This is a genomic window from Streptomyces sp. NBC_01244 (genome assembly GCF_035987325.1).
Lineage (GTDB): Bacteria > Actinomycetota > Actinomycetes > Streptomycetales > Streptomycetaceae > Streptomyces.
This window is the reverse complement of sequence record NZ_CP108488.1, coordinates 2788458-2802877: the sequence shown is the minus strand read 5'-3', so window position 1 is coordinate 2802877 and position 14420 is coordinate 2788458. Positions and strand designations below refer to the sequence as shown.

11 protein-coding genes are annotated in these 14420 nt (G+C 70.1%); 3 read left to right on the top strand and 8 right to left on the bottom strand.

Annotation, left to right across the window (positions count from 1 at the left end; genetic code table 11):
• Nucleotides 1-67 precede the first annotated feature (67 nt).
• Together OG247_RS12410 and OG247_RS12405 are read right to left on the bottom strand one after the other, a co-directional pair.
• On the bottom strand, nt 68-901 hold the full coding sequence (locus OG247_RS12410; RefSeq protein WP_327252292.1) for a PIG-L family deacetylase: 834 nt from the start codon (nt 899-901) through the stop codon (nt 68-70).
• Between the two features lie 119 nt (nt 902-1020).
• Nucleotides 1021-1362, bottom strand: a complete 342-nt coding sequence (locus OG247_RS12405; RefSeq protein ID WP_327252291.1) for an ArsR/SmtB family transcription factor — start codon at nt 1360-1362, stop codon at nt 1021-1023.
• Between the two features lie 132 nt (nt 1363-1494).
• Between OG247_RS12405 and OG247_RS12400 the strand changes: the two genes are divergently transcribed.
• Nucleotides 1495-3021 carry an MFS transporter gene (locus OG247_RS12400; protein WP_327252290.1) on the top strand — a complete coding sequence of 509 codons (1527 nt, stop codon included), beginning with the start codon at nt 1495-1497 and terminating at the stop codon, nt 3019-3021.
• 21 nt (nt 3022-3042) lie between these two features.
• Here the strand turns inward: OG247_RS12400 and OG247_RS12395 are convergent, their stop codons facing one another.
• Entirely contained in the window at nt 3043-4071 is a 1029-nt protein-coding gene (locus OG247_RS12395) for a mechanosensitive ion channel family protein (protein WP_327252289.1), read from the bottom strand.
• Between the two features lie 51 nt (nt 4072-4122).
• On the opposite strand from OG247_RS12395, the gene OG247_RS12390 reads away from it, so the two are divergent.
• A complete protein-coding gene (locus OG247_RS12390) occupies nt 4123-4692 on the top strand; it encodes a dienelactone hydrolase family protein (protein ID WP_327252288.1) in 570 nt (189 codons plus the stop codon).
• A 92-nt stretch (nt 4693-4784) separates the two neighbouring features.
• Here OG247_RS12390 and OG247_RS12385 read toward each other — a convergent pair whose 3' ends face one another.
• The 5 genes from OG247_RS12385 to OG247_RS12365 form a co-directional block, all read right to left on the bottom strand.
• On the bottom strand, nt 4785-5723 hold the full coding sequence (locus tag OG247_RS12385; RefSeq protein WP_327257443.1) for a zinc metalloprotease: 939 nt from the start codon (nt 5721-5723) through the stop codon (nt 4785-4787).
• Between the two features lie 222 nt (nt 5724-5945).
• Complete coding sequence (locus OG247_RS12380) at nt 5946-7631, bottom strand: alkaline phosphatase D family protein (RefSeq protein WP_327252287.1); 1686 nt, start codon at nt 7629-7631, stop codon at nt 5946-5948.
• A gap of 109 nt (nt 7632-7740) precedes the next feature.
• Complete coding sequence (locus OG247_RS12375; RefSeq protein ID WP_327252286.1) at nt 7741-8538, bottom strand: DsbA family protein; 798 nt, start codon at nt 8536-8538, stop codon at nt 7741-7743.
• Between the two features lie 65 nt (nt 8539-8603).
• On the bottom strand, nt 8604-9293 hold the full coding sequence (locus OG247_RS12370; protein ID WP_327252285.1) for a hypothetical protein: 690 nt from the start codon (nt 9291-9293) through the stop codon (nt 8604-8606).
• Nucleotides 9294-9343: 50 nt separating this feature from the next.
• Nucleotides 9344-10678 (bottom strand): DUF2252 domain-containing protein, encoded by a 1335-nt coding sequence (locus tag OG247_RS12365; protein ID WP_327257442.1) that lies wholly within the window; start codon nt 10676-10678, stop codon nt 9344-9346.
• 159 nt (nt 10679-10837) lie between these two features.
• Between OG247_RS12365 and dnaE the strand changes: the two genes are divergently transcribed.
• The gene (gene dnaE / locus OG247_RS12360) at nt 10838-14383 is read left to right on the top strand and encodes a DNA polymerase III subunit alpha (protein ID WP_327252284.1); all 3546 of its coding nucleotides are present in this window, start codon (nt 10838-10840) and stop codon (nt 14381-14383) included.
• Nucleotides 14384-14420: the final 37 nt, after the last annotated feature.

The following is a 14420-nucleotide window of genomic DNA, read 5'->3' as shown; positions in this document are numbered from 1 at the left end:
GGTCGCCGGACCGGGTCGCCGGACCGGATTGTCGGACCGGATTGCCGGACCCCGGCCGGGCGGGGGATCAGCGCAGGCCGGCGAAGAGGTCGTTCTCGGGTACGGCCGCGCCCGTGGAGTCCTTGACGCGCACGAAGGTCTCCGTGCCCATCAGCTCGCCGAACTTCTCCTTGCCCATCTTGAGGAAGAAGATGCCCTCGCCCTGACTGGCGTGTGCGGCCAGCGCGTCGTACTTCTGACCGCTGAACGCGAGGGTGTCCACCCACGTGCTGATCTCGTCGTCGGGGAGGCCGATCTCGGCCAGCGCGGCGGCCTCGGCGGGATCCGGCTCCGGCATGTCGTCCTGGAACTCCCGCATGATCGCGCCGAACTGCCGCATCAGCGAGTGGGGCATCGTCGTCCAGTACACCTTCGGCGTCAGCTCGGTCATCTCCAGCGCCGCCATCGTGATCCGGTGGGCCTGGATGTGGTCGGGGTGGCCGTAGAAGCCGTTCTCGTCATAGGTGACGACCACGTCGGGCCGGTACTGCCGCATGAGTTCCGCGAGCCGGGCGGCGCCTTCCTCCACGGGGGTCTGCCAGAAGGAACCGGGGGCGTCGTTGCTGGGCCAGCCCATCATCCCGGAGTCGGCGTAGTCGAGCGTCTCCAGGTCGGAGATCTTCAGGACGCCACAGCTCGCGTCGAGTTCCCGGCGGCGCATGGCGGCGACGGCCGCCGGATCGTGCCCGGGATCGCCCGGCTTGGAGCCTCCCGGTCCGTCACCGCAGCGGCCGTCGGTACACGTCACGAGAACCGTGCGGATGCCCTCCGCCGCGTACCGCGCGAGGACCCCTCCCGTTCCGGTGGCCTCGTCGTCGGGGTGGGCGTGCACTGCCATGAGCGTCAACGGCCGGTCAGCCATGGAACGGTCCTCCTGCGGACGTACGTGGTGGTCCGGGCCCGTGCGGCGCCGGTCCCTCGGTCGGTGCAACCGTGGCGGCCGTACCGGGTGTTCCCGGTCCGGCCGCCCGGTCTTGGGGATCAGCCCGTGGGGCGGGCGCCGGCCGCGCGGGGCGGTGCGTCGGCCGAGATCGCTCCGAGGACCGCGTCGAGCAGTCCGGGGAAGCGCGCGTCGAGGTCCTCGCGCCGCAGGGACAGGAGCAGTTCTCTGCCGGACGGGCGCTGCCAGATGATGCCGCCCTCGCGCAGGACCCGCCAATGGTGGGTGAGCGTCGATTTGGAGACGCCTTCGAGCAGGCTCCCGCACGGGTGCTCGCCGCCGGCCGCCAGGGCGCGGACCACGGTGAGCCGCATGGGGTTGCCCAGGGCCGTGAACACGTTCTCCAGCGTGATCTGGTCCCTGGCCGGGTGATTGACAGTCATGCCTCAAAAGTAGCTCGTATGTCCAAGGATGGTCGAACGGTTGACAGGCCTCTCCTTATCGTACGACTATCCGTGGACAGTAATTGTACGTACTTTCTCGTACTGTCTGGTCCCGGAAAGGTCGCCACTCCCATGCCCGTCACCCGTTCCGCCTCCCCGTCAGGCGCGGGGACTCCCCGCCTCGGCTGGATCCTCGCCCTCCTGGCCTTCGCCCAGCTGATCATTTCCCTGGACTTCAACATCGTCTACGTGGCCCTGCCGGAGATCGGCGAGGAGCTGGGCTTCACCGACCAGTCGCTCCAGTGGGTGGTCAGCGCCTACGCGGTGGTCTTTGGCGGCTTCCTCCTCCTCGGCGGGCGCGCAGCCGACCTGCTCGGCAAGCGCACCGTGTTCGCCCTCGCCCTCGGCCTGTACGCCGTGTCCTCACTGGTCGGCGGCTTCGCCGGCAACCCGGAGACGATGATCGCGGTCCGCGCGGTGCAGGGCCTGGGCGGTGCGCTGCTCTTCCCGGCCACGCTGTCACTGATCAACACCCTGTTCACCGAGGGCAAGGAGCGCAACAAGGCGCTCGCGATCTGGGGCGGCGCCGGCGCCTCCGGGCTCACCCTCGGCTCGCTCCTCGGCGGAGTCCTCACCGGCGCCTTCGGCTGGGCCTCGGTCTTCTTCGTCAACGTCCCGCTGGCCGGCATCGTGCTCATCGCCGCCCTCGCCGTCATGCCGCGCGATACGAAGGCCACCGAACGCCGCAGCTTCGACCTGCCCGGCGCCGTCACCGCCACGCTCGGTGTGACCCTGCTGGTCTACGTGCTGGTCCAGGGCCCCGACAGCGGCTGGACCTCCACCGGGATCATCGTCAGCGCCGTCGCCGCCGTGGCCCTGCTCGCCCTCTTCGCCCTCATCGAGGCGAAGAGCGCGGACCCGCTGATGCCGCTGCGGCTCTTCGGCAACCGCAGCCTCGCGGTCGCCATGGCCGTCACCTTCCTCTTCATGGGCACCTTCAGCGCCCTGCCGTACTTCCTCACCGTCCTCTTCCAGAGCGTGCACGGCTTCAGCGCCCTGGAGACCGGCCTGGCCTTCCTGGTCCCCTCGCTCTCCATCGCCGCGGGCACCCAGGCCGGCGAGCGCATGGCCACCCGCACCGCGACCCGGACGACCCTCGTCACCGGCCTCGCCGTCGGCGCGACCGGTACCGCCGTCCTCGCCTCCTCGATCTCCGCCGACGGCGGCTACGCGACCCTCGTCCCCGGCCTCGTCATCGCGGGCGTCGGGCAGGGCATCGCCTGGACCGGCATGTGGATCGCCGCCGCCTCCGGCGTGGCCCCGCACGAGCAGGGCATCGCCTCCGGCATGGCCTCCACCACCCAGCAGATCGGCGGCGCGGTCGGCCTCGCCGTCCTGATCGCCATCGCCCACGCCGGCATCGACGGTCCCGCCGGGGACGCGCTCGGGACCGGCATGGCGGACGGCACCCGGACCGCCGTCTACATCGCCGCCGCGGGCATCCTGCTCGGCGCGCTCATCTCGCTCGCCCTCCCCGGCAAGCCCCCGGCCGCCACCCGGCCCCCCGTCCAGGGGGCCCCGGAGCAGCGGGGCGAGGAGCAGCGGGGCGACGAGCAGCGGGGTGAGGAGCACACCGCCGGATCCCCCGCCAAGGTGTGATCTCGGCCTGCGCCGAGTAGGTCAGGGGCCGGGCGGAGGCACCGCTTCCGTCGTGATGACGCGCGGCAGGGCGTACGGGTGGTGGGCCGTCAGCCAGGTGATGAGGCGTTCGCGGACCGCGCAGCGGACGGTCCAGACGGCGTCGCCGTCCTTCGCCGTGACCACCGCGCGGATCTGGATGGTGTGCGGGGTGGTGTCGGTGACCGCCAGGGAGCCGGTGCGGCCGTCCCATTCCGGGATGTCCCGCAGGATCCGCTGGAGTTGCTCGCGCATCAGGTCCACCGGGGCGCTGTGGTCCAGGTGCCAGAACACGGTGCCCGTCATCTGCGCGCCACCGCGCGACCAGTTCTCGTACGGCTTGCTCGTGAAGTACGAGACCGGCATCGTGATCCGGCGCTCGTCCCAGGTGCGGACCGTCAGGAAGGTGAGGGTGATCTCCTCCACCGTGCCCCACTCCTTGTCCACCACCACCGTGTCGCCGATCCGGACGGTGTCGCCGAAGGCGATCTGGAGTCCGGCGAAGAGGTTGCCGAGGGCGGCCTGCGCCGCGATGCCCGCCACGATGCCGAGTACGCCCGCCGAGGCCAGCATCGAGGTGCCCACCGTCCGCATCTCGGGGAACGTCAGGAGCATCGCGCCGAGGGCCACGACGATCACCACCGCCGTAACCACCCGCTGGATCAGCGTGACCTGCGTACGGACCCGGCGGACCCTGGCCTGGTCGGAGGCGTCGGCCGCGTAGCGGGCGTACGTGGAGTCCACGATCGCCGTCGTGATGCGGATCAGCAGCCACGCGGCCGCCGCGATCAGCACCAGGGTCAGCACGTGCCCGGGGCCGTCCGCGCGCCGGCGCACGGCCTGGAGCAGGGAGGCGGCCAGGACCACCAGGAACGGCGGGCGGCAGCGGCGCAGCAGCCCCCACAGCGGGGTCTCGCTGTGTCGGGCGTCGGCCCGGCGCAGCAGCAGGTCCAGCAGCCAGCCCGCGAGCAGGGTGACGGCCAGGGTGCCGGCGACGGCCGCGATCGGGCGCAGGAAGGAGTCCGTGTCCATGCAGGCCAACGTAACCGGAGGAGGGTCGCTCGAAACTGGCACGATGGGGGCATGAACATCATGCTTTTCCATTCGACCTACGGGCTGCGGCCCGCCGTGCGGGAGGCGGCCGACCGGCTGCGCGCGGCCGGGCACCAGGTCCAAGTGCCGGACCTCTTCGAGGGGCGCACCTTCGAGACCGTCGAGGAGGGCATGGCCCACCAGGAGGAGATCGGCCGCGACGAGCTGCTCAAGCGGGCGGTACTGGCCTCGGCCCCCCACTCCGACCAGGGCCTGGTCTATGCCGGCTTCTCCTTCGGGGGCTCGATCGCCCAGCACCTGGCGCTCGCCGACGAGAAGGCGCGCGGGCTGCTGCTCCTGCACGGGACGGCCGACCTGGAGGAGGGCGTCTACGTCGACGAGCTGCCGGTGCAGCTGCACATCGCGGACCCGGACCCCTTCGAGCCGCACGACTGGCTGACGGCCTGGTACCTGCGGATGCGCAAGGCCGGGGCGGACGTGGAGGTCCACGGCTATCCGGGGGCCGGGCACCTGTTCACGGACCCGGGGCTGGACGACTACGACGCCGAGGCGGCGGAGAAGGCCTGGGCGGTCGCCCTCGCCTTCCTCGACGGTCTGTAGGCCGGACACGGCAATGGGGCCCCGCGTGCGGGGCCCCATCGTCATGAGTGCGTCACATCGTCACACCGTCACATCGGCACAGTGCCGGAGCGTCAGGCGCGGTAGGCCGTCCACATGCTCTTCATGCGGGTCACCTGGCCCGCGGTGAACTGGTACATGCAGGAGTCGTACGTGTAGTCCATGAAGTTGTGGATCGGGTCGACGCCCGCCTTGCTGGCGCAGGTGTCGCGCCCGGTCGGGCACTCGAAGGCCGCGCTCTTCTCGGCCGGGGTGTCCGAGACGGAGTCGCCGGCGCCGTTACAGCCGCCCTGGAAGGTGTGGTACAGACCCATCCAGTGGCCGACCTCGTGGGTCGCGGTGTCGCCCTCGTTGTAGTTGGCGGCGGAGCCGCCCGGCAGCGAGGTGTCCAGGACGACCACGCCGTCCATCTTCGGCTGCGAGGCGTAGGAGCTGGGGAAGGTGGCCCAGCCCAGCAGCCCGCCGGAGAGGTTGGCGGTGTAGAAGTTGAGGGCGTTCGCGCCGCCCTTGCGCAGGGTGTTCTTCATGTTCTTCTCGGCCGTGGAGCCGGAAGCCAGGTTGTACCAGCTCGCGTTGTCCGTGTAGTCGGTGCCCGCCAGGGTGAACTGGTAGCTGCTGTCGACGTTTCCGGAGCCCTGGCCGGCGTAGGCCGCGTTCAGGACCGCCAGCTGCTTGCCGATGTCGGTGGACGTCAGCTTTCCGGTGGTGCCGGAGTGGATGACGTGGAAGTACACCGGGATGCTCGTGGCCGCCTCGGCGGCGCGCAGGCTGCGCGGCTCCTTCGAGATCTTGTCCAGCTTCGCCTTGAGATCGGCGTCCATCGCCTTGGACTGGGTCTCGGTGACCTCGTTCGGCTCGGCCGCGTGCTGGTCCTTCGGGCGCGCCACGCGGGCGTTCGCCGCGGTGCCCGCGTCCTCGGCGCACACCTCGGCGCCGGTCTTGGCGGCGGCGACCGTGGTGGGGGCGGCGAGCGGGGTGAAGGCCAGGGTGCCGGTGAGTACGGCGGCACCCATCAGGCGGCGGCGAAGAAGGGGGGATATGCGGGCAAGAGCGCGCACGTGTGCTCCTCGCGAGTGGGGGGTTGAGCGGGAGGGATCTCCTCAGCTGGCGGGAATCTTACGTGCGCATGTCATAAACAGGTCAAGTGTTCTACGTAAAAGATTTGTTGCTTCTGATGTCAAAGGGGCGCCTGGTCTACGCCAAGCGCCCCTCCGAACGGGAAATCTGGCTGAGTGTCAGCGCACGGGCCGATCCGCCCGCTCGACCTTCTGGGTCCCGTTCAGGGTGCGGTACGAGCGCGCCCAGGCGGCCGTGGCGTCCTGGCGCCGCTTGTCCGAAATCACGTAGTAGTCCATCTGGGAACGCTCGGCCGTCACGTCCAGCACGCCGTAGCCGTGGGCGTCCATGTCCAGCCATTTCACGTGCCGGTTGGCGGCCTTGATGGCCGTCTCGGCGACCAGCGAGGCGGTATCGGCCGGCACGTGCAGCAGGTCGTCGATGTTGTCGGAGGTCACCGACGTCACCACGAACTCCACGCCCGCCGACCGCGACCACGGGTAGGTGGCGGCCGTCACCGGCACGTCGTTCGCCCAGGCCATGTGGATGTCACCGGTCAGGAAGACGGTGTTGCGCACGGAACGATCCGTCAGGTGACCCAGCAGCTCGCGGCGGTCGTCCGTGTACCCGTCCCACTGGTCCACGTTGACCGCGAGGCCGCCCGCGGGCAGGCCGAGCAGTTCGGCGAGCGGACCCAGCAGGTGCGCCGGCAGCGAGCCGAAGGCCACCGGCGAGATCATCACCGAGGTGCCCACCAGCTTCCAGGTGGCCTGCGAGCCGGCCAGCCCGGCCTTCAGCCAGTCCAGCTGGGCCCGCCCGGTGAGGGTGCGCTCCGGGTCGTCCACCGCGCCGCTGCCGATGCCCGCCTGCTGCGAGCGGAAGGTGCGCAGGTCCAACAGGTGCAGGTCGGCGAGGGTGCCGAAGCGCAGCCGGCGGTAGACGGTGCCCTCGGTGGAGGTGCGGACCGGCATCCACTCGAAGTACGCCTGCCGGGCGGCTGCCGCGCGGGCCGCGAAGGAGCCCTCGGTGGCGGGATCGTGGTTCTCCGCGCCGCCGGACCAGGTGTCGTTGGCTATCTCGTGGTCGTCCCAGATCGCGATGACCGGGTGGGCCTGGTGCAGGGCCTGCAGATCGGGGTCGGTCTTGTACCTGCCGTGGCGGGTGCGGTAGTCGGCCAGGGTGAGGATCTCGTGCAGCGGCTCGTGCCGGCGCACGACGTACTTCGCCTCGGGGTAGCCGCCGCTCTGGTACTCGTAGATGTAGTCGCCCAGGTGCAGTACGGCGTCCAGATCGGCCCGCGCGGCCAGGTGGCGGTACGCGGAGAAGTAGCCGGACTCCCAGTTGGCGCAGGAGACCACGCCGAAGCGGACCCCGGCGGGCGCGCTCGCGGTGGCGGGGGCGGTACGGGTGCGCCCGGCCGGGGAGACGGTGGCGCCGGCGGTGAACCGGTACCAGTAGGCCGTCTGCGGCCGCAGGCCCCGTACGTCTGCCTTGACGGTGTGGTCCGAGGCCGCGCTCGCGGTGACGGTGCCGCTCGCGACGATCCGGGAGAAGGCCTTGTCCTCGGCCACCTCCCAGCCCACCGCGACGGCCGGGCCCGCGCCGGAGCCCGGTACGGCATCGGCGGTCGGGGTGACGCGGGTCCACAGCAGGACCCCGTCGGGGAGCGGGTCGCCCGAGGCGACGCCGTGCAGGAAGGAAGGGCCGGCGTCGGCGGTTCCCGTGGCGGCGTGGGCGGCTTCGGCGCCCAGCGCGGCGATCGGGACGAGTGCCGCCGTGGCCGCCGCGGCCAGGACGACCGTACGGCGGCGGGGGGTCGGCGCGAGCGCCGATTCCGGGGCGGAAGGGGAGAGTTGACTGGTCACGGATGATCATATTACCGACGGGTATCCGCTGGGGACCAGCCCCGTGAAAGCAACGGACGGGCGAACTCTGGGAGTTCGCCCGTCCGCCGGGATGACCTGAGGGGAGGGATCAGCCGGCGATGGCCTTGTCGATCGCCGTCGTGAACGCCTCGGGCGACTGCGGCAGCGGGTCGATCTTCTTGCCGTCCATCTTCAGCGTCGGCGTGCCCTTCACACCGCTCTTGTCGAAGGTCTTCGACATCTCCAGCGCCCACCGGTCGTAGGTGCCCTCGTCGAGCGCCTTCTTGAACTCGGCGTTCCCCTTGAGCGCCGGGACCTGGTCCGCGACCGACAGCAGGTAGTCGTCCTTGGCGAACTTGTCGTCCTTCTCCTCCGGGTGGTTCGCCGCGGAGTAGAGGGCCGTCTTGTACTCCAGGAACGCCTCGGGGCTGACGTTGAGGGCCGCGCCCAGCGCGCTCAGGGCGTTCTTCGAGCCGCTGCCGGGGAAGCCGTTGTCCAGGAAGGTGGCGCCGACGAACTGGATCTTGTACTTGCCGGCGTCGACGTCCTTCTTGACCTGCGGGCCGACCGCCTGCTCGAAGCTCGCGCAGACCGGGCAGCGCGCGTCCTCGTACAGCTCCAGGGTCTTCTTCGCGTCGGCCTTGCCGACGACCACCGTCGTACCGTTCTCGCCCGAGGTGTTCTTCGGCTTGACCAGGGGGGCGTCGGCGGCCTTCTCCCAGGCGCCCGGCTTGTTGGACTGGACGACGGCGTAACCGACGCCGCCGGCCAGGGCGAGGGCGGCCACGACGCCGCCCGCCACGAACACCTGCCGGCGGATCTTGGCCTTCTTGGCCTGCTGCTCGCGCTCGATGCGCAGCTTCTCGCGGGCCGCCGCCTTGTTCGCCTGGCTGTTGCGTGCGCTCATCGTTCTCTCCGTGGGGGTGTGGCTCCGCGGTGGAGCCGGCTGTCAGGGGGGACTGTCTTCGGACCTCAGGCGCGAGCGAACGCGCCGGGTACGCGAGGAGGTCCCCGCCGTCCCACGGAGTGCGCGGGGAAGCGGGTACGGGCCACCGCGCTCCGCAGCGCCGCCGGGGGCCAGAGCCGTACCGGGGCCAGGGCCCGCGCCGCGCGGGCCGAGGCCATCCGCAGCGGCCGGAAGGCGCAGGCGGACGCCGCGCGCAGCAGCCGGCCGAGCGCCCGCTCCCCGCAGTGCAGCCACAGCGAGGCGAGCAGTCCGACCGAAACGTGCGCGCCCAGCAGCAGCCAGGGCGCCCACGGTCCGGGCGCGGCCAGCAGCGCTCCCGGGTCGGCGGGCCCGCCCACCTCGGCCAGCGCCCCGCCCACCGGGCCGCCCCCGCAGAAGTCGGCCAGCCCCAGGGCACGCAGCGGACCCGAGACGGGGCCGCCCGCGGGGCCGTAGCAAAGGTGCTGGCCGGAGGTCAGGACGGTGTCGGCGGCCAGTTCCAGGGGGACGAGCAGCCCGGCGATGTGACCGAGGCCCCGCTCCCGGCCGGCCAGGGCGAAAGCGATCGCGAACACCGCGGCGAAGGCCCCTCCCACCAGGGCGGGAGGCAGCGGCACCCGGGACAGCAGGACGTGCGAGCCCGTGGAGAGCAGCACGACGACCGCGCTGAACAGCGCGGCTCGCAGCCCTCGGAGTCCCACCCCTGATATGTCCATCGTCGCGAGTCTGCCATGCGTCCCTGTGAGGACGGGCCGAAGGTCCCTGCCTAGGCCAGGATCCGGCCGTTGCGGAACAGGTCCACGAAGATCTGGTGGTCGGCGCGGGCCCGGGCACCGTAGGCGTGCGCGAAGTCCACCAGCAGGTCCGCGAAACCCTCCTCGTCGGCGGCGATGGCCGCGTCGATGGCCCGCTCGGTGGAGAACGGGACCAGCGTGTGACCGCTCTCCTGCTCGTCCGCCGCGCCGTGCATGGTCGCCGTGGCCCGGCCGAGGTCCGCGACCACCGCCGCGATCTCCTCCGGGTCGTCCAGGTCCGACCAGTCCAGGTCCACCGCGTACGGGGAGACCTCCGCGACCAGCTGCCCGGCCCCGTCCAGCTCCGTCCAGCCGAGCCACGGGTCGGCGTGCGCCTGCAGGGCCCGCTGGGAGATCACGGTGCGGTGCCCCTCGTGCAGGAAGTACTCGCGCACCGACCGGTCGGTGACGTGCCGGGACACGGCCGGGGTCTGCGCCTGCTTGAGGTAGATCACGACGTCGTTCTCCAGGGCGTCGCTGTGCCCCTCCAGCAGGATGTTGTACGAGGGCAGGCCCGCCGAGCCGATCCCGACGCCCCGGCGGCCCACCACGTCCTTGACCCGGTAGGAGTCCGGGCGGACCAGGGACTCGTCGGGAAGGGTCTCCAGGTACCCGTCGAACGCGGCGAGCACCTTGTACCGGGTGGCCGCGTCCAGCTCGATGGTCCCGGGGCCGGGGGAGAAGCGGCGCTCGAACTCGCGGATCTCGGTCATCGAGTCGAGGAGCGAGAAACGCGTGCGGCGGCGGGCGTGGCGCAGGGCGTCCAGCAGCGGGCCCTCGGCGGTGTCCATGGTGAAGGCGGGCAGCTCCGACGAATTACAGGTCTTCGCCCCGGTGGCCAGTGCGTGGATGCGCTCCCGGTAGGCGGCCGCGTAGATCCGTACCAGCTCGCTGATCTGGTCGTCGCTGAGCGCCTTGGTGTAGCCGAGCAGCGCCACGGAGGCGGAGAACCGCTTCAGGTCCCAGGTGAAGGGGCCCACGTAGGCCTCGTCGAAGTCGTTGACGTTGAAGACCAGCCGGCCCTGGGCGTTCATGTAGGTGCCGAAGTTCTCGGCGTGCAGATCGCCGTGGATCCACACCCGGCCGGTGCGCTCGTCCAGGTACGGGCCGCCGTGCCGCTCGCGCTCCAGGTCGGCGTAGAAGAGGCAGGCGGTGCCCCGGTAGAAGGCGAAGGCCGAGGCCGCCATCTTGCGGAACTTGACGCGGAAGGCCGCGGGGTCGGCGGTGATCAGCTCGCCGAAGGCGATGTCGAACACGTCGAGTATCTGCTCGGCGCGCTGCTCGTCGGTCGTCTCGGGAACCGCCATGGCGGGTGCCTCCAGGTGGTGCGGGGTGGAACGCATATCGGACACGGGTCCTTGGGTCTGCAACGGATGAAGCTACCCCGCCGTGCCCGGGAACTGTCACTCGGGCCACGTAGGATTCATAGCTGCCGCCCCCTCTCTCCCCGCCCGGAGGCCCCCACCGTGACCAAGACGCCGTTCACGCACCTGCACGTCCACACCCAGTACTCCCTGCTGGACGGTGCCGCGCGGCTGAAGGACATGTTCAACGCGTGCAACGAGATGGGCATGACGCACATCGCCATGTCCGACCACGGCAACCTGCACGGCGCCTATGACTTCTTCCACACGGCGAAGAAGGCCGGCGTGACGCCGATCATCGGCATCGAGGCGTACGTCGCCCCGGAGTCCCGGCGCAACAAGCGGCGCATCCAGTGGGGCCAGCCGCACCAGAAGCGCGACGACGTCTCCGGTTCCGGTGGTTACACCCACAAGACGATCTGGGCGGCGAACTCCACCGGGCTGCACAACCTCTTCCGGCTGTCCTCCGACGCGTACGCCGAGGGCTGGCTCACGAAGTGGCCGCGCATGGACAAGGAGACCATCTCCCAGTGGTCCGAAGGCCTGATCGCCTCCACCGGCTGCCCCTCGGGTGAGCTGCAGACCAGGCTGCGCCTCGGCCAGTTCGACGAGGCCCTGAAGGCCGCCTCCGAATACCAGGACATCTTCGGCAAGGACCGCTACTTCCTGGAGCTGATGGACCACGGCATCGAGATCGAGCGCCGGGTCCGCGACGGGCTGCTGGAGGTCGGCAAGAAGCTCGGCATCCCGCCGCTGGTCACCAACGACTCGCACTACACGTACGCGCACGAGTCGGCCGCGCACGACGCCCTGCTGTGCATCCAGACCGGCAAGAACCTCTCGGACCCGGACCGCTTCCGCTTCGACGGCACCGGCTACTACCTGAAGTCCACGGAGGAGATGTACGCCGTCGACTCCTCGGACGCCTGGCAGGAGGGGTGCCGCAACACCCTCCTGGTGGCGGAGCAGATCGACACCACCGGCATGTTCGAGGCCAAGAACCTCATGCCGAAGTTCGAGATCCCCGAAGAGGGCTACACCGAGATCACCTGGTTCAAGGAGGAAGTGCGGCGCGGCATGGCCCGCCGCTACCCCGGAGGGGTCCCCGAGGACCGGCAGAAGCAGGCCGAGTACGAGCTGGACGTCATCATCCAGATGGGGTTCCCGGGCTACTTCCTCGTCGTCGCCGACTTCATCATGTGGGCCAAGAACCAGGGCATCGCGGTGGGCCCCGGCCGTGGCTCCGCCGCCGGCTCGATCGTCGCGTACGCCATGGGCATCACCGACCTCGACCCGATCACCCACGGCCTGATCTTCGAGCGCTTCCTCAACCCCGAGCGCGTCTCCATGCCCGATGTCGACATCGACTTCGACGAGCGCAGGCGCGTCGAAGTGATCCGGTACGTGACCGACAAGTACGGCGACGACAAGGTCGCCATGATCGGCACGTACGGAAAGATCAAGGCGAAGAACGCCATCAAGGACTCCGCCCGGGTCCTCGGCTACCCGTACGCCATGGGCGACCGCCTCACCAAGGCCATGCCCGCCGACGTCCTCGGCAAGGGCATCGACCTCAACGGCATCACCGACCCCTCGCACCCGCGCTACGGCGAGGCCGGCGAGATCCGGGCGATGTACGAGAACGAGCCGGACGTGAAGAAGGTCATCGACACCGCCCGCGGTGTGGAGGGCCTGGTCCGCCAGATGGGCGTGCACGCCGCCGGCGTGATCATGTCCAGCGAGCCGATCGTCGACCACGCCCCGGTCTGGGTCCGGCACACGGACGGCGTGACCATCACGCAGTGGGACTACCCCCAGTGCGAGTCGCTCGGCCTGATCAAGATGGACTTCCTGGGCCTGCGCAACCTCACGATCATGGACGACGCCGTCAAGATGGTGAAGGCCAACAAGGGGATCGACCTCGATCTCCTCGGCCTGCCGCTCGACGACCCCAAGACCTTCGAACTGCTCGGCCGCGGCGACACGCTCGGCGTCTTCCAGTTCGACGGCGGGCCCATGCGCTCCCTGCTGCGCCTGATGAAGCCCGACAACTTCGAGGACATCTCCGCCGTCTCGGCCCTGTACCGGCCGGGCCCGATGGGCATGAACTCGCACACCAACTACGCCCTGCGCAAGAACAAGCAGCAGGAGATCACCCCGATCCACCCGGAGCTGGAGGAGCCGCTCAGGGAGATCCTCGGCGTCACCTACGGCCTCATCGTGTACCAGGAGCAGGTCCAGAAGGCCGCCCAGATCATCGCCGGCTACTCGCTCGGCGAGGCCGACATCCTGCGCCGCGTGATGGGCAAGAAGAAGCCCGACGAACTGGCGAAGAACTTCGTCATCTTCGAGGCGGGCGCCAAGGAGAAGGGCTTCAGCGACCAGGCGATCAAGGCGCTGTGGGACGTCCTGGTCCCCTTCGCCGGCTACGCCTTCAACAAGGCCCACTCGGCCGCGTACGGCCTGGTCTCCTACTGGACCGCCTACCTCAAGGCCAATTTCCCGGCCGAGTACATGGCGGGCCTGCTCACTTCGGTCAAGGACGACAAGGACAAGTCCGCGATCTACCTGAACGAGTGCCGCCGGATGGGCATCAAGGTGCTCCCGCCGAACGTGAACGAGTCCGAGGCGAACTTCGCCGCACAGGGCGACGACGTGATCCTCTTCGGCCTCACCGCCGTGCGCAACGTCGGCACCAACGTCGTCGAGTCGATCATCAAGAGCAGGAAGGCCAAGGGGAAGTACTCCACCTTCCCCGACTTCCTCGACAAGGTCGAAGCCGTCGTCTGCAACAAGCGCACCGTCGAGTCCCTGATCAAGGCCGGCGCCTTCGACGAGATGGGCCACACCCGCAAGGGCCTGGTCGCCCACCACGAACCGATGATCGACAACGTGGTCGCCGTCAAGCGCAAGGAGGCCGAGGGACAGTTCGACCTCTTCGGCGGAATGGGCGACGAGAGCGCGGGCGACGAGCCCGGGTTCGGCCTCGACGTGGAGTTCTCCGACGTCGAGTGGGAGAAGGCCTACCTGCTCGCCCAGGAGCGCGAGATGCTCGGCCTCTACGTCTCCGACCACCCGCTCTTCGGCCTGGAGCACGTGCTCTCCGACAAGACCGACGCCGGCATCTCCCAGCTCACCGGCGGAGAGCACGGCGACGGCGCGGTCGTCACCATCGGCGGCATCATCTCGGGCCTCCAGCGCAAGATGACCAAGCAGGGCAACGCCTGGGCCATCGCCACCGTCGAGGACCTGGCCGGCTCCATCGAGTGCATGTTCTTCCCGGCGACCTACCAGCTCGTCTCCACCCAGCTGGTCGAGGACACCGTCGTCTTCGTCAAGGGCCGCCTGGACAAGCGCGAGGACGTCCCCCGGCTGGTCGCCATGGAGATGATGGTCCCCGACCTCTCCAACGCCGGCACGAACGCCCCCGTCGTCCTCACCATCCCGACCGTCAAGGTCACCCCGCCGATGGTGACCCGGCTCGGCGAGATCCTGCGCCACCACCAGGGCAACAGCGAGGTGCGGATCAAGCTCCAGGGGCCGCGCACCACCACCGTGCTCCGGCTCGACAAGCACCGGGTCAAGCCCGACCCGGCGCTCTTCGGCGACCTCAAGGTGCTGCTCGGCCCGTCCTGCCTGGCCGGCTAGGCACTGCCCGCTCCACACGCGGGAAGGCCCGCCCCTG

Excerpts from the sequence above, each read along its gene's own strand:
- OG247_RS12410 (WP_327252292.1), bottom strand. The coding sequence starts at position 901 with ATGGCTGACCGGCCGTTGACGCTCATGGCAGTGCACGCCCACCCCGAC.
- OG247_RS12405 (WP_327252291.1), bottom strand. The coding sequence starts at position 1,362 with ATGACTGTCAATCACCCGGCCAGGGACCAGATCACGCTGGAGAACGTG.
- OG247_RS12400 (WP_327252290.1), top strand. The coding sequence starts at position 1,495 with ATGCCCGTCACCCGTTCCGCCTCCCCGTCAGGCGCGGGGACTCCCCGC.
- OG247_RS12395 (WP_327252289.1), bottom strand. The coding sequence starts at position 4,071 with ATGGACACGGACTCCTTCCTGCGCCCGATCGCGGCCGTCGCCGGCACC.
- OG247_RS12390 (WP_327252288.1), top strand. The coding sequence starts at position 4,123 with ATGAACATCATGCTTTTCCATTCGACCTACGGGCTGCGGCCCGCCGTG.
- OG247_RS12385 (WP_327257443.1), bottom strand. The coding sequence starts at position 5,723 with ATGGGTGCCGCCGTACTCACCGGCACCCTGGCCTTCACCCCGCTCGCC.
- OG247_RS12375 (WP_327252286.1), bottom strand. The coding sequence starts at position 8,538 with ATGAGCGCACGCAACAGCCAGGCGAACAAGGCGGCGGCCCGCGAGAAG.
- OG247_RS12370 (WP_327252285.1), bottom strand. The coding sequence starts at position 9,293 with ATGGACATATCAGGGGTGGGACTCCGAGGGCTGCGAGCCGCGCTGTTC.
- OG247_RS12365 (WP_327257442.1), bottom strand. The coding sequence starts at position 10,678 with ATGGCGGTTCCCGAGACGACCGACGAGCAGCGCGCCGAGCAGATACTC.